This is a genomic window from Hyphomicrobium sp. GJ21, assembly GCF_001006785.1.
Taxonomy (GTDB): Bacteria; Pseudomonadota; Alphaproteobacteria; order Rhizobiales; family Hyphomicrobiaceae; genus Hyphomicrobium_B.
In genome coordinates this window covers 247699-268243 of the sequence record NZ_CDHO01000003.1, presented here as the reverse complement: position 1 = coordinate 268243, position 20545 = coordinate 247699, and the positions used below count along the sequence as shown (strand labels likewise).

The window sequence follows — 20545 nt, the reverse complement described above, 5'->3', positions numbered from 1 at the left end:
GCGGCTGCCCGGGCCCTCGATTCAATCCTGAGCGATGTTTTGGTTGCTGAGTGCGATGTGGCGCGGACTTCCGCAACGCGTTGCAAGCGCCAGCCACGCGCCAGAACTATGTCGCATGATGGACGCGTGCCGTCCGGAGAAGCGATTTCGATGAAAGTGGACCTCCCAGGAATTACCAACGTGTACGCAAGCCGGCGCCTCGAGGATCGGGCTGGGGATCGTTTGGCTTCGCCGTTCTCAGCCGCAATGGCCTCGGTTCAAGCGGATGACGGCAAGCAGAGGGATCGCGTTCAGCAAACGGACTTCGGGAGCATGACCCGCCAAGAGATGCGCGATTGGGTCAACGATCAAATCCGCAGCGGGAATATGACGCTCGACGAGAGCACACCGTTCGTGTCGATGACGATGAAAATGTCGGTGGGCGGGTTCGCTGAGGTGGACGCCGCGACCGATAGCGAGAGGATCGATTTCATCCAAAGAGCGCGGTCCGGTATCGAAGGCGCACGATCGCGCAACGATGACGTGACGGCGAAGTTGCTCGATGCGGCTTTGCAGATCATGCAACGGTAATCGAGGCTGGGGTCATCGCCGTCGACGTTCGCGCCCAGAAGCGCAAGGGCCGGTTTCCCGACCGTGCAGCTTAGTTCTCTGTAATGGCGATCATTCGATAAAATCGAACAATATAATACGTATTATGAATTGGATCGATTAGTCTGATTCCGTCATCTTGGAGGCGCTTCATTGGAAGGGCGCTTCAAGATGGATACCAACCCTCGGATCGCGGCACAAACTAGCGTCGTTCGACCGTCTGGCGGCAGCTGGGACCTGGTTGAAAACTGGCCCGGGCTTTTGCTGACGGCAGTTATCGCGGCGCTGTCGTTTGGTCTTCGAGACCTTCCGGGCGTAGCGATCTTCAGCCCGATGATCCTGTCGATCCTGCTCGGGATCGTCCTTCATAATTCGATCGGCACACCGAGGATCGCCAAAGCCGGCGTCACGTTCTGCGTGCGCCGCGTGTTGCGCTTCGCGATCATTCTGCTCGGTCTGCAATTGACGGCCTCACAAGTCGTGGAGGTCGGCGCATCTGGCATGTTGGTTCTCGTCGCGACGCTGGTCTGTACATTCGTATTCACGACCTGGCTCGGACGTATGATCGGCGTCGATCGCAAGCTTTCGCAGCTGATTGCGGCCGGCACGTCGATTTGCGGGGCGTCGGCGGTGATCGCGACCAACACCGTCACCGAAGCACATGACGAGGATGTCGCGTATGCCGTGGCGTGCGTCACGGTATTCGGGTCGATCGCGATGTTCGTTTACCCGTTGCTGCCGGGACTTCTGCATCTCGATGCTCATGCTTATGGATTGTGGGCGGGCGCCTCGATCCATGAGATCGCGCAGGTGATGGCAGCGGCCTATCAGGACGGCCAGCAGGCGGGCGATGCGGCGGCTATTGCCAAGCTCACGCGCGTTGCCATGCTGGCGCCGGTGGTCATCGTGCTCGGCATTCTCGCCGCGCGGAACATGAAGTCTAGTGATCGCGCGTGCTCGTCCGCAAAAGCTCCGATGCCCTGGTTCGTGCTGGGTTTCACCGCGCTCGTCGGGCTCAATAGCGTCGTCACCATCCCAGCTGCGGCGAAGGCAGAGATTGTTCTCGTGACGACGTTTCTGATGTCGATGGCGCTTGCGGCGATGGGGCTGGAAACGGATGTCGCCAAGCTCAGGGCAAAAGGCATACGCCCCTTGATTTTAGGGTTTGCTGCCTTTCTTTTCGTGGCAACATTCAGCTTGAGCCTTATCAAAACGATGGGCTGAACCGTCCGAGAGATACTGCATGACGCTCGAGCAGCTTCGCATCTTCGTCGCCGTTGCCGAGCGCGAGCACGTCACCCAGGCGGCAAAGGAGCTGAACCTGACGCAATCTGCAACAAGCGCCGCGGTGTCGGCGCTTGAAGCTCGCTATGCGACCAAGCTTTTCGACCGCATCGGCCGTCGCATCGTATTGACCCAGGCCGGAAAGCTATTTCTCGTCGAGGCGAAGTCGGTGCTGGCGCGTGCCGCTGCGGCGGAGAAAGTGCTCGCCGATCTCGCGGGGCTGGAGCGCGGATCGCTGAGGATCGGCGCCAGTCAGACCGCCGGGAACTACTGGCTGCCGGAGATCATCCATCGCTATCAGTCGCTCTTTCCCGGTATTTCGATAGCGCTGAAGATCGGCAATACGCAAACGGTCGCTGCCGATGTCGAAGTCGGCGTAGCCGATCTCGGATTTATTGAAGGTGAGATCGACAATCCGGTGCTGTCGGTGACGCCGGTTGCCGACGACGACATGGTTCTGGTCGTGGCTCCGAATAATCCGTTGGCGAAACAGCCGTCGTGCGCGCTCTCTCAGATCGCGCAGGCGCGCTGGGTCGTGCGCGAAGCGGGCTCGGGAACGCGTGCCATTCTGGAAGCGGATGTCGCAAAACTCGGCATCGATCCTAAAGCCCTCGATATCGCGCTTGAGCTTCCCTCGAACGAGGCCGTTCGAGGTGCGGTCGTCGCTGGCAGCGGTATCACAATCCTTTCGCGTCTTGTCGTTGCCGCGCCGCTCAAAGCAAAAACACTCGTTGCCCTCGATGTCCCTCTTCCGGCGCGCAAGTTCTTCGCGCTCCGTCACAAGGAGCGCTATTTCACACGCGCCGAACGGACGTTCATCGATGTCGCGACGGGCAAGCAATCCTCGCGCGCGCCGGGAGCGATCGTCGGCTAGGGCTTGTTCTAGTGTTCCTTGGAGATAACCGCGGCAACATCGGCGCCGGTCGCATCGCGAGGCAATGCGAAGAAGTCGGCGTCTTTTTCAAGAGCGCGCTCGAGCTGCGCCTGGAACAGGCCGCGGTCCAGCTCGATGGTGCCGAACTGACGGAGATGCTCGGTCACGAACTGCGTGTCGAGGAGCGTGAAGCCGCCCTTGATCAACCGCGCGGTCAGGTGGACCAGCGCGATCTTGGACGCATCGCGCTCGGTCGAAAACATGCTTTCGCCGAAGAACGCGCTTTTGAGCGCCACGCCGTAAAGTCCGCCGACGATCTGGTCGCCATGCCAGACTTCGACCGTATGACAAGCGCCGAGGTCGAACAGCTCGCGATAGAGCCCACGGATGCGGGAGTTGATCCAGGTCGACATGCGTCCGGCGCGTGGCGCGGCGCATCCGTCGATGACGCGTTCGTAGTCGTTGTCGACTTTCACTTGCAGCGGCGTCGTGCGGACGGTGCGCAAAAGCCGGCGGGGAGCGTGGAAGTTATCGAGCGGCAGGACACCGCGCTGCTGCGGCTCGATCCAGTAGAGCGCGGGGTCGTCCGCACTCTCGGCCATCGGGAAAATGCCACAGCTATAGGCCTTCAGGAGGACCTGCGGCGTAATCTCGAACATTGGATCGTCACGCGACGCCATGCCGGTACTTGCCAAGCGAACTCTCAAGCGCGCGCGGAACAAGTCGCGCAGAGGCAACTCTACTTCATCCCCAAATGTTTTTCGAGCCAATGAATATCGTAGACGCCATCGGCGATGTCGGGGTCTCTGACGAGATCCTGGAACAACGGGATTGTCGTTTCAATGCCATCGATCACGAATTCGGATAATGCGCGCCGCAAGCGCATCAGGCAATCGTTTCGCGTTTTGCCGTAGATGATGAGCTTGCCGATGAGGCTGTCGTAGTAGGGGGGGATGCGATAGCCCTGATAAACGCCGCTGTCGACCCGGACGCCGAGGCCGCCGGGCGGATGCCAGTAAGTGATCTGGCCGGGAGAGGGGCGAAAATCGCGGGGATTTTCGGCGCAGATCCGGCATTCGATGGCATGGCCTTTGAGTTCGATGTCGTCCTGCGTGAAGCTCAGCGGCAGGCCAGCAGCGACGCGGATCTGCTCGAGCACGAGATCGGCGCCCGTCACCATCTCGGTCACCGGATGCTCGACCTGAAGGCGCGTGTTCATCTCGATGAAATAGAACTCGCCGTCCTCGAACAGGAATTCGACCGTACCGGCGCCGCGATACTTGAGCTTGCGCATCGCGTCGGCGACGGTGTTGCCGATTTTCTGGCGCTGAGCTGCGTTGAGGGCGGGCGACGGGCTTTCCTCGAGCACCTTCTGATGGCGGCGCTGCAGAGAGCAATCGCGTTCGCCGAGGTGGACGGCGTTGCCCTTGCCGTCGCCGAAAACCTGAATCTCGATGTGGCGCGGCTTCTGGAGATACTTTTCGATGTAGACGGCGTCGTCGTTGAACGCAGCCTTGGCTTCAGCGCGTGCGGTTGCGAGCGCCGTGCCTAGATCGGCGGCTGATGTCGCGACCTTCATGCCGCGCCCGCCGCCGCCGGCTGCCGCCTTGATCAGGACAGGGAAACCCATGTCCTTGGCGACTTTCATCGCTTCGGTTTCGCTGGTCACCGCGCCATTGGAGCCTGGAACGACCGGAATGCCGAGTCGCTTGGCCGTTTCCTTGGCTTCGATCTTGTCGCCCATGATCCGGATGTGTTCGGACGTCGGGCCGATGAACGTAATCTTGTGTTCTTCGAGGATTTCCGCGAAGCGCGCGTTTTCCGACAGGAAGCCGTAGCCCGGATGCACGGCGTCGGCGCCGGTGATCTCGCAGGCGGTGACGAGCGCCGGAATGTTCAGGTAGCTATCGCGAGCGGGCGGCGGGCCGATGCAGACGCTTTCATCAGCAAGGCGGACGTGCATCGCATCGGCGTCGGCGGTGGAATGAACCGCGACGGTCGCTATGCCGAGTTCACGGCACGCGCGCTGAATGCGTAAGGCGATTTCCCCTCGGTTTGCGATCAAGACTTTATCGAACATTGGTTCTCCAGCGTCCTTGCCCGTGCCGTGCACGTGCAGCGCTTCATTCAATGATGATCAGGGGTTCGCCGTATTCGACGGGCTGTGCGTTTTCGACGAGGATCGCCTTGACGGTGCCGGAGCGCGGCGCGGGGATCTGGTTCATCGTTTTCATCGCTTCAATGATGAGAAGCGTGTCGCCCTGGTTCACCTTGCTGCCGACTTCGCAGAACATCGGCGCGCCGGGTTCGGGCGAACGGTAAGCGGTGCCGACCATCGGCGACTTGACGGCGCCGGGGTGCTTCGAGAGATCGCCCGGCGCAGTCGTCGGCTTCGAGGCTTCGGCAGCAGCGGCTGCGGGCGCCGCTGCTGGAGCCGGCGCGGCGTAAGCGGCTGGGACAGCGTTGATCGAGATTTTCTTCGCGACGCGGATCTTGAGGCCGCTCTTCTCGATCTCGATCTCGGTGAGGCCAGTATCGTTCAAGAGCTCGGCAAGCTCACGGATCAACTGACTTTCGGCGCTCGCGCTCTTGGGGCCTTGGTCTTTTGCGGTCATCAGTCCTCTGTCCTCGAGGTTTATCCGTTTGCGTCCGACTTATAGCCTAGGTCTATACGCGATCGTCACGCCTTGCGGGTCGCCAATATGTTCGCCATGGCTTCAATCGCAAGTTCGTAACCCTTGCCGCCCAGGCCGCAGATGACGCCCGTTGCCGCAAGGGAAACGTAAGAGTGCTGACGAAACTGGTCGCGGCGAAAGATATTCGAAAGGTGAACTTCGATCACCGGCAACTCGGCCGCCTGGAGGGCGTCGAGAATGGCGACCGAGGTGTGCGTATAGGCTCCGGCATTGATAATGATGCCTTTGGCCTTGCCGCGCGCCTCCTGCACCCAATTCACAAGCTCGCCTTCGATATTCGACTGGCGAAAATCGATCTCAAGTCCGTGCGCGGCGGCGGCCTTCCCGGTGCGTGCGCGGAGATCGTCGAGCGTTTCGCTGCCGTAGATCGCCGGCTCGCGGACGCCGAGCAAATTGAGGTTGGGGCCGTTCAGGACGTAGATACGAGTGGTCATGATTTAGGGATTGCTCAAGCGCCGGGCGGTGCCCAAGCCATTTGCGGAGCCAAGGGTCTACCAGTTTTCCCCGCGAGCGCAAAGCATGCCTCGGGCCCCGTACGTCCGGGGCCCGAAAGATTAACAAATTTGCGTCCCGGGCCTGGCTTTAGGCTCCGGCGGCGGCCGATCAGCAGATCGGGCAGCCTTCCTTGCGGAAGCCGGTGACGAGGGCTTCAAGCTGGTCATGCAAGTCGTCCGGAGCGCCCGGGATCGACTTGTCGCCGACCAGAAAGTGCGGGGTGCCGTTGATGCCCATTTTCTTGGCGAGAAGCACGTCGTCGCGCAGTTCGTTTTTGACCTCGTCGCTCGCCATGTCGGCTTTGACCTTGGCGACGTCGGCGCCGAGCGACGCTGCGATCTTGAGGGCGGAAGCTTCGTCGGCATGGCCCTTCGCGGCCAGCATCGCCTGATGGAATTCCCAGTATTTGCCCTGACGCTTCATCGCGAGCGCGACGCGCGCGGCTTCTTCCGAGCCCTTCGACAGGATCGGCAGTTCCTTGAAGACGAAGCGAACCTTCTTGTCGTCCTGGATCAGCTTCTGGACTTCCGGGAGGCCACGTTTGCAGTAGCCGCAGTTGTAGTCGAAGAACTCGACGACGGTGATGTCGCCGTTGACGTCGCCGGCGACGGAGCTGCCGGGGCTGCGGAAGATCGATTTCGCATTCTCAGCCATGAAGGACTTGAGCTTGGCGTCCTGGTCCTTCTGCATCTTTTCATCGAGTGCGGTCTGCACGTCGATCATGATCTCGGGATTCTTGACCAGATAATCCTTGATGATCTCGCCGAGCGCTTTCTTCTGTTCGTCAGAGAAAGCCGAACCGCCGGCGGTCGGGGCGACCGTTTCAGCGTGCGCGCGAGGCGCGACGATCCTGTCGAGATGGCCTGCCGCGTAGGGCAGCGCCAGCGCCGCAGCGATCACGGACATCACAACGGCGGCCTTGTGCCCCGTCGATGCCGAACCGGCGATGTTTCGGACGAAGTTCTTTACGGTCATGAATATGGTCTCGCTCATTGGGCTGGGACGGCTCATGTCTCAGGCTTGTAGTTGATGATGTCGTCGTTCTTCAACCATTCGGGCGATCCGGCGCGCAGGCGGGGCTGCGCTCGTTTCGCAAAGATTTGCGCCTGTTTGACGTCGCCTTCGTAAAAGTACGCCTGAGCCGTCATCGCGTCGGCTTCAGGGCCTTTGCCGAGTTTATAGTAGGCGTTGGCGAGCAGGCGGTAGGCCCTTCCGTTCTGATCGGTGATCAGCGACCGGCGCAAAAGCTCGATCGATTGCTTGGAACTGCCGCCATCGTTGCTGTCTTGCAAAGCGTTGGCGAGTTCGACCTCTATCAATGGGCTCGAAGGCGCCAGTTTCAAGGCTTGCTGCAAGAGCGGCACGGCGCTGGATTTCTTGCCGGCGCGCATAAGCACGTCGGCCTTCAGCTCGTAGAAATACGGGTAGTTCGGGTTTTCCGCGATCAAGCCGTCGATCTGCTTGGTCGAACTTTCGAGCGCACCGGGGCCGCCGCGGAAGAATGTTGCGATGGCGCGGGCGTATCGCGCCGGCAACGATTTGTCGCTTTCGGGGTAGCGATTGAATACGGCGACCGGCGTTTCGAGATAACCCGAAAGCTTGGCGCGCATCAGGTCATGGCGAAGCTGCAGCGAGGGAGGATCTTTCTGGTCCACATACGGACTGGCGGTGACGAGTTGATTCAGTCGCGCCAAGCGGTCGACAGAGAGCGGATGGGACCGGACGAACGGGTCCTGCATATCGGACGAAAGATATTCCTGCTGCTTGAAGCGCTCGAAGGTGTCGAGCATGCCGCGTCCGGATTGTTTGGTCGCGGTGAGATATTTCAGGCCAGCCTGATCTGCCGCCGATTCCTGCGACCGGCGCTCGGCAAGAAGACCCTTCATGATGATGTTGCCGCCGCCCTGCAGAATCGCCTGACCGCCTTGCATGGTCTCGCGTCCGGTGCTGCCGCCGGTCACCCCGCCCGCGACCATCGCGCCGAGTCCGAGAACCTGCGTCAGCAGCATGCGCGTCTGGTCTTTGGCGATGCGCGCGCGGAGCGCCGCCATGTGCCCGCCGGCGATGTGGCCGCTTTCGTGCGCAATGACTCCGATGACTTCGTTCGGTGTTTTCGCCTGCATCAGCGTGCCGGTGTGAACGAAGACGTTCGCACCATCGAGAACGAATGCGTTGAAGGCGTCGTTGTTCACAATCCGGACGGTGACGCGGCCGCCGCCGAATCCGGCCGCCTGAAAAATCGGCTTCGCATAGTCCTGGAGCAGCGCTTCGATCTCGGCGTCGCGGATCAACGGTAGTCCTTGAGCGCGGGCACGCGGCGCGCTTATCGCAATTCCGGTCGCGAGCACGCAAAGCGCCAGCACGAATCGGCACGCGAATGGGGCATTGAAAATTGAGTTGCTCGTCGCGCGCATATCGCCGTGCCTCAACCTCGATGTGTGTCTCGAGACACCGTGACGCTACAGATATTCAGCAAGCCCGGCCCGGTCAAACTCGCGGCCTAGGCCGATATGATCAGACATCATAATAGGGCGCGAGGATGGCGCTATACCGGACGCATCCGCCGCCAGGTACGTAAAAGGCCGCCGCACATATTCGTACGGCGACCTTTTTCTGTTTCCGACGCGCGTAATTTTACTCGCTGCTGAATTTCCGCTGCCACCAGCCTTTGCGCTGCGGAACCGCTGCGGCGGCCGAATCTCCCTCGGCGGCTTTTTCGCCGGGACCGACGACGACGCGTTCGATGCGCGGTTCGCTTGACCCGATTTCATGCCGACGGCGAGCCGGGGCAGCCGGGGCTGCGGCCGGTTCCGACACGACTTCTACTTCGGCCGCGATCGGCTGAGGGGCAGGCTCAGGCGCGAGGACGATGGGTGCAGGTTCTGGCGATTGGTCGACCTCTGCAGGTTCAGGTGCAGCGTCGTCGGCGCCATTGGCGGCGGACGGCACGTCCCAAACCCGGCGCGGACGCCGGCCGGAAGCGGGTGCTTTGACGCGATCCGGTGCGCCGGTCTCGTCAGGCTCGTTTTGCTCCGCAGCTTCGACAACTTCAACGACTTCGACAGCATCGTCGGAGCCTTCGTCATCGAGATCCGGCTGCTCGGTGTCGGATGCAGTTGCGTCAGACGCTGCATCGCGTCCGCGTTCACGACCGCGGCGGCCGCCACGGCGTCCGCGTCTGCGGCGCTTGTTGGGTTTTTCTTCGGAGCCCTGTCCGTTCGACGCTTCGGCGTGCGCACCATCATCGACGGAAGGCTGGTCGCCGAGACCTTCGATATCAGCCGCCTGCTCATCGAAGTCGGAATGCGTGTCGTCCGTCGCGGGCTGATCGCGATCGGAATCGTCCTCACGCTGCTCCAACGAGTAGTTCTCGCCACGATCGTCGCCACGGTCGCGACCGCCTCTGCCGCGGCGTCTGCGGCGGCGGCTGCGACGCTGGCCGTTTTCTTCACCATCGCGGCCGCCGTTGCGCATTTCGCGATCGATGACGTCTTCGTCAGCGTCTCCGGCTTCGTTCGCGGAATCGATGTCCGACGGTGCGTAGGAGGGCGCGTCGCCCTCAGCGTCGAAGCCCCAGTCCATGTTGACGGCAGCGCGTTCGGTCCGGCGTACCGGAAGAGCCGATGCGGCGCTGCGTTCGACGGTGAAGTTGGCACCCTGCACGCGGTCGCTGCCGAGCACCGTCACGGAGTAGCCGTGACGCACTTCCATGTCGGCGATGTAGGCGCGCTTGCTGTTCAGGATGTAGAGCGCAACCGCAGGCGTTGTGGTCGCGACGAGCGGACCATTGGCGCCGGCCGTGATCGTATCCTCGATGCCGCGCAGAACTGCGAGCGCGATGCTTTCGGTCGAGCGGATGATGCCGGTGCCCTGGCAATGCGCGCATTGCGAGGTCGAACCTTCGAGCACGCCGGTTCTGAGACGCTGGCGCGACATTTCCATCAGGCCGAAATGCGAAATGCGGCCGAGCTGGATGCGCGCGCGATCGAAGCGAAGCGCGTCTTTCAGGCGGCGTTCCACCGCGCGATTGTTGCGCTTCTCCTCCATGTCGATGAAGTCGATGACGATGAGGCCAGCGAGGTCGCGAAGCTTCAACTGCCGGGCGATTTCGTCGGCGGCTTCGAGGTTCGTCGCAAGCGCGGTTTCCTCGATCGAGAATTCGCGCGTGGATTTTCCGGAGTTGACGTCGATCGCGACGAGAGCTTCCGTCTGGTTGATGACGATGTAGCCACCCGAGCGCAAGGTCACTTGCGGCTGGAACATCGCATTGAGCTGGCGCTCGACGCCGTAGCGTGTGAACAGCGGCGTCGGCTCGCGATAAGCCACGACGTTCTTCGCGTGGCTCGGCATCAGCATCTTCATGAAGTCGGCAGCTTCCTGATGCCCGGCGTCGCCCGCGACGACGATTTCCTCGACGTCCTTGTTATAAAGATCGCGGATCGAACGCTTGATCAGGTCGCCTTCCTCATAGACGAGGCTCGGCGCGGTCGACTGCAGCGTCAGGTCGCGAACGCTTTCCCAGAGACGCAGCAGATATTCGAAATCGCGCTTGATCTCCTGCTTCGTACGCGCGGCGCCCGCCGTGCGGATGATGAGGCCCATGCCCTCCGGAACCTCGAGTTCCTGGGCGATGGATTTCAGACGGCGGCGATCCTGCGGATTGGTGATCTTGCGCGAGATGCCACCACCGCGGGCGGTGTTCGGCATCAGAACGGTGTAGCGGCCGGCGAGCGACAGATACGTCGTGAGAGCCGCGCCCTTATTGCCGCGTTCTTCCTTGACGACCTGCACCAGGATGATCTGGCGACGCTTGATGACTTCCTGGATCTTGTAGCTGCGCGGGCGGCGACGCTGGCGGGAGCGCGGTCCCTCGCGGAATTCCGGCTGCGAGCCTTCGTCATGATGTTCGTGCTCGACCGAACCGTTGTCGTTCAGAGCGTCCTGATGTCCGGCGTAATCGTCCTCGACCGACGGCTGGTCGGAGAACTCGTGCTCCGGCTGTTCCTCGTTCGCGAAGACCGAAGGCGCGGCTTCGTCGTCTTGGGCGACTTCGCTCGCGGCAGTCGCCGGTTCTTCGCCCTGGTCGGAGGCAGCGGTTTCGTTTTCTTCCGGCGCGCTGAATTCGGCGGTCTCTTCAGGTGCAGGCTCGACGCGAATGTCTTCGACCGAGCGGCGAACGGCCGACGCGACGACCTTTACGGACGTCTCGCTTTCTTCGTCGCCACCGATCTCCTCGATGTGCTCGTCTTCCTCGACGTCGACGATATGGGACACCTCAAGCGACGTGTCGGCAGGGGCAATGTCGCCGAAATCATCGCCGGGCGATTCCGGGCCGGTATCGGAGTCTGAGTGAGACCGCACATTGCGGCGCGCCAGCGCTTCGGCGCGACGGTCGGCAGCGGCCTCGAGTTCGGCTTCCGCGGCGGCTTCCTCATCAAGCAAAGCCTGACGATCGGCGACCGGGATCTGATAATAGTCGGGATGGACTTCGTTGAATGCGAGAAAGCCGTGGCGATTGCCGCCGTAATCCACGAAGGCCGCCTGCAGCGACGGCTCAACGCGTGTCACTTTCGCGAGGTAGATGTTGCCGCGCAGAAGCTTGCGGGCAGCGCTTTCGAAATCGAACTCCTCTACCCGGCCGTTGCGTTGGACCACGACCCGAGTCTCCTCGGGATGCGTGGCATCAATAAGCATTTTTGTATTTGACATTGATTGAATTCCTTGGCGCGCCTGAGCGGCTCGCATGCGGGATCGCCAGTAGCGGCGATCATTGCGAGGTTCGTGCGGCGGCGCATTTTGTTGGCAGAATGTGCGGAAGTGTGAAAAGGCCAGGGCGATTGGCGCAGCATTCCCCGTGCGGCGGCGCGCGTGCGGCTCACCGTTTCAATCGCGCGAACGGTTCGGACGATCGTCCTGCCGCTGCGGTTGTGAATGCTACGAGTTGGCGTCATGGCCCGTCGCGTAGTGCCCGGCTCCGCGCCAAATAGCGGAACGTCAGCCGGGGAATAGGTTTTGCGACGCTTATGGCGTCACGTTGATAGAATGGCCGCCCGGTTACAGGTGATGTACATAACTAACCGGCAGGGGGCGACCGGCTCCAAGTCATCCATCCTTGACGCTGCCATAAGGACACTGCCCTAAGGGCTTGACGCCAAAGCGCATTTTTTCGAGCGACGCCGATACCCGTGCATCCGCTCAAAGCGTGCGATCCGTGCGCGGTTGGTTACCTGTGAACGCAGAAATTTCGTTCTGCAGCAGGCCGACCAAATCACGCGGGCGCTTACTGATCTATCCCGCAGACGGGGGTCTGCAGCGCCATCGAATATAGTGAAAGTCTACGAGGTCGATCTCGGGCTGGCAAGTGCTATAAAGCCGAAGCCGAGACAGGCCCTCATTTCTGGGCTAAGATCTATATTGTCTCTGAAAACAAAGCCTTAACGATCGGGGGGTCTAGGGCGGCGTTGGGGCATCGGGGGTAAGCGTGGAATGAGGGGGTTTTCAGAACGTCTCTGGAACGCTCGGTTTTTCGCGGCCGTGGCGCTGGGGATGGCGCTCTTTTTGGGCGCAGGACCGGGGCAGGCGCGGCCGGGCCGCGCTGTCGAGGCCACGGCCGTCAGACTGCTGGACGACGGCAAGTCGACGACGTTCGAACTGACGATCAGCAAGGATCTGACGGCGCAGGTCTATACGCTGGCGAACCCGTATCGCGTCGTCCTGGACCTGCCGGAGATGGCGTTCCGTCTCGATGCGGCGGCGGGCAAACAGGGGCGCGGCGTCGTCTCGGCTTTCCGCTATGGCCTTTTCGCGCAGAACAAGGCGCGGGTGGTGCTCGACACCACGGGGCCGGTCGGGATCGTATCTGCCGGGATGACGCGCATTCCGGGAAGTAAAGCGCTGAAGCTCGCCGTGGTTCTGGTTCCGATGGATGCCGCTGCTTTTGGCGGGGGAACGGGCGCGTCGCTCGCGGCGGCGACGCCCGGGGAACTCGTGCCCGATAAGGGTTTGCCGGAAACAGCAGAGCGCCAGCGCAGGGACCATGCGAAGCCGGTCATCGTTATCGATCCGGGCCACGGGGGCATCGATCCGGGTGCGCTCGGGGCCAACAATGTCGCGGAGAAATCGGTCGTTCTCGCGGTCGCTCTGCAACTCAAGGCGGCATTGGCCAAGACCCGTCGCTACGAGGTCAAGATGACGCGAACCGACGATGTTTTCGTTTCGCTCGAGCGCCGGCTCAAGTTTTCCGCAGAAACCGATGCCGACCTTTTCATCTCCCTGCACGCCGATTCAATCGAAGAGAAAAGCATCGCGGATTCAGTGCGCGGCGCGACCGTTTATACTCTCTCGGACAAAGCGTCCGACGAGCAGGCGCGGATCATGGCCGATAAGGAAAACGCGTCCGACCTGATCGCCGGTATCGGGTCCGTCAACAACGAGGGCGGGGAAGAGGTCAAAAATATCCTGATCGACCTTCTGAAGCGCGAAACCTCGAATTTTTCTGCCGATTTTTCCAATGTGCTGTCGAAAAAGCTCGGGCAGGCGATCACAATGTCACGCATTCCCAGAAAATCGGCCGCCTTCAAGGTTTTGAAGCAGCCCCATGCGCCATCCGTTCTTGTCGAGCTTGGTTACATGAGCAACACTATGCAAGAGCAAGAAATGATGACCGGCGACTGGCAATCGAAGGTGGCGGAAGCGATTGCGTCGGCGGTCCAAAGCTATTTCAGCAAGCGCACGGCGGCACAGCCTTAACGACAAAGCGGCTGACGACGTGCTGCCACATTCACCGCTAATGTGCGATTGCGACGGGTTGTTTTTGCTGCGCCGCAGAAATAAACCAGCGCTGACACACATCAGAAAACGTAAGCCAGCGATCGACTGACGGAATCTGCGATTTGATGCGCGCGCCAACGCTGCCGCCCCAAGGGGGCAATAGAAGAAGGAAGAAGCGGCGCAAAAGCCTGCTGCTGAGTTTTCTCGGCTTCAGCTTCGCAACGTTCGTTCTGCTGTTCCTCGCCGCGTCGGCGGGCGCTGGATTCATGGTGTGGCAGGCGTCGCGCGATCTGCCCGACTACGAGAGCCTGTCGAAATACGAGCCACCGGTCATGACGCGCATTCATGCGCATGACGGATCTCTGATTGCCGAGTTCGCACGCGAGCGGCGCATCTTCGTCCCGATCAATACCATTCCGAAGCGCGTCATCGGCGCGTTTCTGTCGGCGGAAGACCGCCGCTTCTACGATCATGGCGGCATCGATTTTCAGGGCGTCCTTCGCGCCGTTTACGCGGCGGTCGAATCCAAGATGCACGGTTCGAACAAGCGTGCCCAGGGCGCGTCCACGATCACGCAGCAGGTTGCCAAAAACTTCCTGCTGACCAACGAGCGGTCGATCGAGCGCAAGATCAAAGAAGCCATTCTGGCTGTGCGCATCGAGAGCGCCTATTCGAAGGACAAGATCCTCGAGCTTTACCTCAACGAGATCTATCTCGGGATGAACTCCTACGGCGTCGGCGCGGCGGCGCTGACCTACTTCAACAAAGAGCTGAAAGACCTGAACGTCGAGGAAGCGGCCTACCTTGCGGCGCTTCCCAAAGGTCCGAACAACTATCACCCGTTCCGCCAGAAAGCCCGCGCGACCGAGCGGCGAAACTGGATCATCGGCGAGATGGCCGAGAACGGTTATGTCTCCGCGGAAGAGGCTGCGGCTGCGAAACTGAAACCACTCACCGTCAATCTCCGGCCCGTCGGCGCGCATATTTCGACGGCGGAGTTCTTTGCCGAGGAAGTGCGCCGGACGCTGCTTGCGCGTTATGGCGAAGACAAACTCTATGGCGGCGGGCTTTCGGTCCGCACCACGCTCGATCCGCATCTGCAGCAGCTTGCGAAAAGCGCGCTGATCGACGGCCTCGTGAAATTCGATCGCAAACGCGGCTGGCGCGGGCCGGTTTCGAAGATCGATATTTCCGGTGACTGGGGCGAGGCGCTCGGCGCGATCCGCAGCCCGGCCGATATCCAGCCGTGGCGGCTCGGCGTCGTTCTGGAAACCCAGAAAACGAAAGCGGTCATCGGGTTCAAGCCGGCGCGGCAGCAGGACTCGACGCTCGTCAAGGATCGCGAGGCGGTCGAGGTCACGCTCGAGGACATGAAATGGGCCGCCTACCAGAAGGGCGGGAAAAAGATCGATGCGAAGTCGACGGGCGATATCCTGAAGCCCGGCGACGTCGTCTACGTCGCTCCGAAAGATCCGGCCAACATTCAGGGCGCGTGGTCGCTGATGCAGATCCCTGAAGTCGGCGGCGGTCTCGTTGCGATGGACCCGTATACCGGCCGCGTGCTCGCGGTGGCTGGCGGTTTCTCTTATGACCTCAGCCAGTTCGATCGCGTCATTCAGGCGAAGCGGCAGCCGGGCTCGTCGTTCAAGCCGTTCGTCTACGCGGCAGCCATCGACAACGGCTACAAGCCATCTTCGATCATTCTCGACGCGCCTATCGAAATCGATCAGGGCCCGGGTCAGGACATCTGGAGGCCTGAGAACTACGACGATAAGGACGCCACAGGTCCCGAGACGCTGAGGTTCGGCGTCGAGCACTCGCGCAACCAGATGACGGTGCGGCTGGCGCAAGATCTCGGCATGCCGCTGATCATCGATTACGCCAAGCGCTTCGGCATCTATGACGACATGCTGCCGGTGCTTTCGATGTCGCTTGGCGCAGGTGAGACGACGCTGCTCAGGATGGCGACCGGCTACTGCATGCTGGCGAACGGCGGCAAGGAAGTGAAGTCGACGCTCATCGACCGCATTCAGGATCGCTACGGCCGTACCATCTGGCGGCACGACGAGCGCCAGTGCATGGGCTGCACGGCTGATCGCTGGGCCAATCAGGCGGAGCCCGAGCTGATCGATGATCGGCCGCAGGTCATCGACCCGCATACGGCCTATCAGATAACGTCCATCCTCGAAGGCGTCGTGCAGCGCGGCACGGGACAGGTTCTGAAATCTCTCGACCGGCCGATCGCCGGCAAGACCGGTACGACGAACGAGGAAAAGGACGCCTGGTTCATCGGCTACACGCCGACGCTCGTGGTCGGCGTCTACGTTGGCTACGATACGCCGAAGCCGATGGGCAAGGGCAACACCGGCGGTCTGATCGCGGCGCCGATCTTTGGCGAGTTCGTCAAGAACGCGATGGTCGATACGCCTCCGGCGCCGTTCCGCGTGCCGCCGGGAATCAAATTTGTCCGCGTCGATCTGAAAACCGGGCTCAGGGCGTCGGCCGAGGATAGCAAGACGATCCTCGAAGCCTTCAAGCCGGATGAAGAGCCCGACGACGGCTATTCAATGATAGGTTTTGCGAATGCGACGGCCGATGCGTCGGCTGCCGCTGGCGCGAGCCCGTATCAGGCTCCGCCGCCACCACCTCCGCCGCCGCAACCGCAACCGAGCGCGCGGCAGGACGGCGGTCTTGCGCCAAACGGTTTCTGGTAACGACGCATTGCCGCGTGCAGGAAGCAGTGCGTTTACAGCGGCGCATGATCTTCCTATTACCTTCCGCCCACGATCTTGATTGTTTCATGCCGGCTGCTCGCCGGTTTCCGGAGGCCGCCCGATGCGCGCAGAAGCGCAAAAATTGTCCGACGACATCAAGGAGGCGATCGCCCTCCTGAGGAGGTCTCTTTGACTGGGAGACTGCCGAAGATCGTCTAGCTTCGCTCAACGCGAAGGCCGAAGACCCGAACCTCTGGTCGGATGCGAAGAACGCGCAGAAAGTCATGCGCCAGCGCCAGACGCTCGAGCGCTCGGTCGAAGATTTCAAGCGTCTGCAACGTGACTACGACGACGCGCTGACGCTGATCGAGCTTGGGGAAGCCGAGAGCGACGAAGCGAGCGTCAGCGAGGGCGAGGCTGCGTTGAAGCGCGTCGATCTCGAAGCGCACCGCCGCTCCGTCGAAGCCATGCTGTCGGGCGAAGCGGACGGGATGAGCACGTATGTCGAAGTGCACGCGGGAGCGGGCGGTACCGAGAGCCAGGATTGGGCCTCGATGCTGGCGCGCATGTACGCGCGCTGGGGCGAACGTCGCGGCTACAAGGTGAAGCTGATCGACGAAAGTCCGGGCGAAGAAGCGGGCATCAAATCCGCGACGTTCGAGATCGACGGAGATAATGCGTTCGGCTGGCTGAAGACGGAAGCGGGCGTGCATCGGCTCGTTCGCATCTCGCCGTTTGACAGCAACGCGCGCCGGCACACGAGCTTTGCTTCTGTCACCGTCTATCCGGTGATCGACGATACGATCGAAGTCGATATCAACCCGGCCGACGTCGACATTTCATTCGCGCGCTCGTCGGGCGCCGGCGGTCAGCACGTCAACAGAACGGAATCGGCTGTTCGGCTCGTGCATAAGCCGTCTGGCATCGTGATTTTCGCGCAGGAGCAGCGCTCGCAGCATCAGAACAAGGACATCGCGTTCAGACGCCTCAAGGCGCGTCTTTATGAGATGGAACTGAAGAAGCGCGAGGCCAAGGCCAATGCCGAGCAGGCCGCCAAGACGGACATCGGCTGGGGTCACCAGATCCGTTCGTACGTGCTGCAGCCGTATCAGCTCGTAAAGGATCTCCGGACGGGCGCGCAATCGACCAATCCGTCCGAAGTGCTGGACGGCGATATCGATCCGTTTATCGAAGCGGCGCTGTCGCAGCGGCTCAAGGGTGGCGGGGAAGCGATCGTCGTCGACGATCTCGACTAGGCAGCGGGCGCAGCGCAAGCTTTCGGCTGAACCTAAAGCCATTCCGCTTTTCGTCGAAGTGCGGAGCGGCTTTAGGTGTTTTCTTTCCCGCTTTTCCGGAAGCGTCCTAGAGCTCGCCCGTCAGGAACTGGGCGCGGCCGAGGCCGAACGACCAATCCTCGTCGTTGCACGTCACGAAGTTCATCATCACGTCGGACGGCGCGATGCCGCTGCTTTTCTGCAGCTCTTCCACGATCAGGCGATAGAACTGCTCTTTCTGCTCGCGCGTGCGCGGGCGCGTCGTGACCTGGATCAGCACAAACTTGTCGGTCCGCGGAATGTCGAGGCCGGTGTCCTCGGCGATCAGCGTCGATGCGTCGTGCTCGTGCACCACCTGATAGCGGTCACGCTCCGGCACTTGGAATGCTGCCAGCATGGCGCGATGAACGGCATCGAGAAGCGTCTTCTTCTCGGCGTCGGTGCGGCCTTTGTAGAGATCGAGGCGGAGGAGGGGCATGGGGGGGACAACCTTCTGATGCGCGCGGCGTTCTAGCATGCCTGCGGACGGCGTTCGAGTGCGCCGCTTTCAATGCCATGACAAGCCGGGGCCATGACAAGCCGGGGCGTCGCCGCAGGCCGGTACCGGCATTAACCGTTGTCTGCGTGATTACCGGAACATCGACCGGTCGCCGGGCGAGGAATAGAAGCTGCGCATCGGCGGGGTCGGCTTCAGTTCCCACGGCGGGCGGCCTTCGTCCGACGTGTCCGCGCTGGCGCTACGGCCGTCATTCGCCGAAACGCCGAACTGGAAGCCGCCAACCGCCTTGTCGATGTCTTGTTCGTCAGGCGCCTTGAAATTCGCCGAGCCATCAGAATTTGTGCCGCCGACCGACGTCATCTCGAACGCATAGGACGCGCCGGCGAACGTCATCGCCGCTGCGAATGCCGCGCCTGCGATAAGACGATGAATGCGCATGAGTTTCCCCCATCTGCAATGACGCGCACTTTAACTGGCTAGTAGCCGGTGTTTGCGGACGCATGTTGGCGCGATTTGTCTTTTTTTCAAGGTGTTGCGCATCGGTTACGTGGGCATTCCGTCCGTGCCGGAGGCTCTGGCCTGTCAATCGGCGGCAATCGTGCTAAAGCCGCGAGGACTCGAACGTTTCTGGATCTCCCGCCGCCGATGCCTCCGCCCGACCGTCTGCAACTCATCTCATCCGACGGGTTTCGCGATTATGCGCTTCTCGATTGCGGCGCGGGGCGAAAGCTGGAGCGCTTCGGGTCGATCATCGTCGACCGGCCCGAGCCGCAGGCGCTCTGGCGGGCGAAGCTTCCCAAATCGGAATGGTCGAAGGCGCATGCGGTTTTTTCGGCCTCCGGCGAGGACGATGAAAAAGGCAAGTGGCGCGTGGACAAGCCGGTGCCCGACGCGTGGCCCGTCAAAATCGATGGGGTCACGATGCTCTGCAAGCTCGCGGGGCTCTGGCATCTCGGACTGTTTCCGGAGCAATATCCGCATTGGCAATGGATGCTGGAGCGGATCGCGGCCGTCAAAGGCGAGACGCCGCGCGTTCTCAATCTATTCGGGTACACGGGAGCCGCCTCCCTGATCGCCGCGAAGGCGGGGGCCGAGGTGACGCACGTCGATGCGTCGAAGAAAGCTATTCACTGGGGCAAGGAAAACCAGTCCGCGTCGAAGCTCGATCAGGCCAAAGTCCGCTGGCTGCTCGACGATGCCGCGAAGTTCGTCGCGCGCGATGTTCGCCGTGGGAAGACTTATCACGTCATTCTCGTCGATCCGCCGAAGTTCGGGCGCGGGCCTGAAGGCGAAGTCTGGGATTTGTTCAAGAACCTGCCCGACCTACTTGGCGACGTTGCGAAGCTGCTGGCTCCGAAGGACGCCGCAATGGTGCTGACGGTCTACGCGATCCGTGCCTCGGCGCTGGCCTTCGATCAGTTGCTGCGCGACGCACTCAATGGCAAAGGCGGCGCGTTTGATACCGGCGAACTCGCCATTCGCTCGCAGAGCGGGCCGCTCGTCCCGACGTCGCTGTTCGTGCGCTGGAACGGTCAGTCATGAACGCGCCGAAGATCATCACCAGCCTGACGAACGATCGTGTGAAGGCGATCCGCGCGCTCGAGATGCGTAAGGTGCGCAAGGAAACCGGGCTGTTCGTTGCCGAAGGCGCGTCGCTGCTGATCACGGCGCGCGACAACGGCTTCGTGCCGGAAACGCTAGTCTATCAGTCCGGCACGGCGGAAAGCGGGATTACGCGGGGACTTGTCACACACGCGCTGAACGCCGGCGCGGAGGTCCTCGAAGTTTCCGAAGCCGTGCTCGGCAAGCTCGCATCGAAAGACAATCCGCAAACGGTGCTCGGTGTGTTCCGGCAACGGTTCGCAGAACCGCCCGCGGCGCCGACGGTCAACGCCGAGGAAACGTGGGTGGCGCTCGAAGAAATTCGCGACCCCGGCAATCTCGGCACCATCGTCAGGACGGCAGACGCGACCGGCTGCGCGGGAGTCATTCTCGTCGGGACGACATGCGATCCTTATTCGCTCGACGCCGTCCGCGCCACGATGGGTTCGATTTTTGCCGTGCCGATCGTAAAGATGGAGCGGTCGGCATTTATTTCGCTGCAACGGGCCTGGGCTGGCGATGTCATCGGCACGCATCTCACGGCGCGAGAGGATTTCCGGTCGCTCTACCGCGAACCGCAACTGATCGTCATGGGCGGGGAAGGTCCGGGTCTCTCCAGCGAGGCGGCGGCTTCGTGCACGAAGCTCGTCAAAATTCCGATGGCCGGAAAGCTCGACTCGCTCAATCTCGCAGTTGCGACGGGGCTGATGCTTTATCAGATCCGCGGACCGCAGCTGAAGCTTTGACGC

At 61.7% G+C, this 20545-nt stretch carries 17 protein-coding genes; 8 read left to right on the top strand and 9 right to left on the bottom strand.

Annotation, left to right across the window (positions count from 1 at the left end):
• Positions 1-150 precede the first annotated feature (150 nt).
• The 3 genes from HYPGJ_RS09600 (at position 151) to HYPGJ_RS09590 (ending at position 2746) form a co-directional block, all read left to right on the top strand.
• Complete coding sequence (locus tag HYPGJ_RS09600; protein ID WP_046848277.1) at positions 151-570, top strand: hypothetical protein; 420 nt, start codon at positions 151-153, stop codon at positions 568-570.
• Positions 571-759: 189 nt separating this feature from the next.
• Positions 760-1812, top strand: a complete 1053-nt coding sequence (locus HYPGJ_RS09595) for a YeiH family protein (protein ID WP_244466074.1) — start codon at positions 760-762, stop codon at positions 1810-1812.
• Positions 1813-1831: 19 nt separating this feature from the next.
• Positions 1832-2746, top strand: coding sequence for a LysR family transcriptional regulator (locus tag HYPGJ_RS09590; protein ID WP_046847007.1), 915 nt, complete (start codon positions 1832-1834; stop codon positions 2744-2746).
• Positions 2747-2754: 8 nt separating this feature from the next.
• Here the strand turns inward: HYPGJ_RS09590 and aat are convergent, their stop codons facing one another.
• From aat to HYPGJ_RS09555, 7 genes are all read right to left on the bottom strand, one after another.
• Complete coding sequence (aat, locus tag HYPGJ_RS09585) at positions 2755-3426, bottom strand: leucyl/phenylalanyl-tRNA--protein transferase (RefSeq protein WP_046847006.1); 672 nt, start codon at positions 3424-3426, stop codon at positions 2755-2757.
• Positions 3427-3485: 59 nt separating this feature from the next.
• Positions 3486-4826 carry an acetyl-CoA carboxylase biotin carboxylase subunit gene (gene accC / locus HYPGJ_RS09580; RefSeq protein ID WP_046848275.1) on the bottom strand — a complete coding sequence of 447 codons (1341 nt, stop codon included), beginning with the start codon at positions 4824-4826 and terminating at the stop codon, positions 3486-3488.
• A 43-nt stretch (positions 4827-4869) separates the two neighbouring features.
• Positions 4870-5361: an acetyl-CoA carboxylase biotin carboxyl carrier protein gene (accB, locus tag HYPGJ_RS09575; protein WP_046847005.1), complete on the bottom strand. Its 492-nt coding sequence runs from the start codon at positions 5359-5361 to the stop codon at positions 4870-4872.
• A gap of 65 nt (positions 5362-5426) precedes the next feature.
• Complete coding sequence (gene aroQ, locus HYPGJ_RS09570) at positions 5427-5876, bottom strand: type II 3-dehydroquinate dehydratase (RefSeq protein ID WP_046847004.1); 450 nt, start codon at positions 5874-5876, stop codon at positions 5427-5429.
• Positions 5877-6045: 169 nt separating this feature from the next.
• The gene (locus HYPGJ_RS09565) at positions 6046-6912 is read right to left on the bottom strand and encodes a DsbA family protein (protein WP_046848274.1); all 867 of its coding nucleotides are present in this window, start codon (positions 6910-6912) and stop codon (positions 6046-6048) included.
• Between the two features lie 32 nt (positions 6913-6944).
• Positions 6945-8351: a M48 family metalloprotease gene (locus tag HYPGJ_RS09560; RefSeq protein ID WP_046847003.1), complete on the bottom strand. Its 1407-nt coding sequence runs from the start codon at positions 8349-8351 to the stop codon at positions 6945-6947.
• Between the two features lie 220 nt (positions 8352-8571).
• Positions 8572-11646 carry an Rne/Rng family ribonuclease gene (locus HYPGJ_RS09555; protein ID WP_046847002.1) on the bottom strand — a complete coding sequence of 1025 codons (3075 nt, stop codon included), beginning with the start codon at positions 11644-11646 and terminating at the stop codon, positions 8572-8574.
• Between the two features lie 837 nt (positions 11647-12483).
• On the opposite strand from HYPGJ_RS09555, the gene HYPGJ_RS09550 reads away from it, so the two are divergent.
• The 3 genes from HYPGJ_RS09550 (at position 12484) to prfB (ending at position 17677) form a co-directional block, all read left to right on the top strand.
• Entirely contained in the window at positions 12484-13686 is a 1203-nt protein-coding gene (locus HYPGJ_RS09550) for an N-acetylmuramoyl-L-alanine amidase (protein ID WP_244466073.1), read from the top strand.
• A gap of 146 nt (positions 13687-13832) precedes the next feature.
• On the top strand, positions 13833-16421 hold the full coding sequence (locus HYPGJ_RS09545) for a penicillin-binding protein 1A (RefSeq protein WP_052750850.1): 2589 nt from the start codon (positions 13833-13835) through the stop codon (positions 16419-16421).
• A 121-nt stretch (positions 16422-16542) separates the two neighbouring features.
• Positions 16543-17677, top strand: a protein-coding gene (gene prfB / locus HYPGJ_RS09540; RefSeq protein WP_013214877.1) for a peptide chain release factor 2 whose coding sequence is annotated in 2 segments (ribosomal slippage) — positions 16543-16611 and positions 16613-17677 — 1134 coding nt in all. Because the reading frame shifts where the segments join, the coding sequence is not laid out codon by codon here.
• A 106-nt stretch (positions 17678-17783) separates the two neighbouring features.
• Here prfB and HYPGJ_RS09535 read toward each other — a convergent pair.
• Positions 17784-18173, bottom strand: a complete 390-nt coding sequence (locus HYPGJ_RS09535; RefSeq protein ID WP_046847000.1) for a tautomerase family protein — start codon at positions 18171-18173, stop codon at positions 17784-17786.
• A gap of 150 nt (positions 18174-18323) precedes the next feature.
• A complete protein-coding gene (locus tag HYPGJ_RS09530; protein ID WP_046846999.1) occupies positions 18324-18632 on the bottom strand; it encodes a hypothetical protein in 309 nt (102 codons plus the stop codon).
• Positions 18633-18839: 207 nt separating this feature from the next.
• Between HYPGJ_RS09530 and HYPGJ_RS09525 the strand changes: the two genes are divergently transcribed.
• A complete protein-coding gene (locus tag HYPGJ_RS09525) occupies positions 18840-19736 on the top strand; it encodes a class I SAM-dependent methyltransferase (RefSeq protein ID WP_046846998.1) in 897 nt (298 codons plus the stop codon).
• Positions 19733-20542 (top strand): RNA methyltransferase, encoded by an 810-nt coding sequence (locus tag HYPGJ_RS09520; RefSeq protein WP_046846997.1) that lies wholly within the window; start codon positions 19733-19735, stop codon positions 20540-20542. Before HYPGJ_RS09525 ends, HYPGJ_RS09520 begins: the two co-directional genes overlap by 4 nt.
• Positions 20543-20545: the final 3 nt, after the last annotated feature.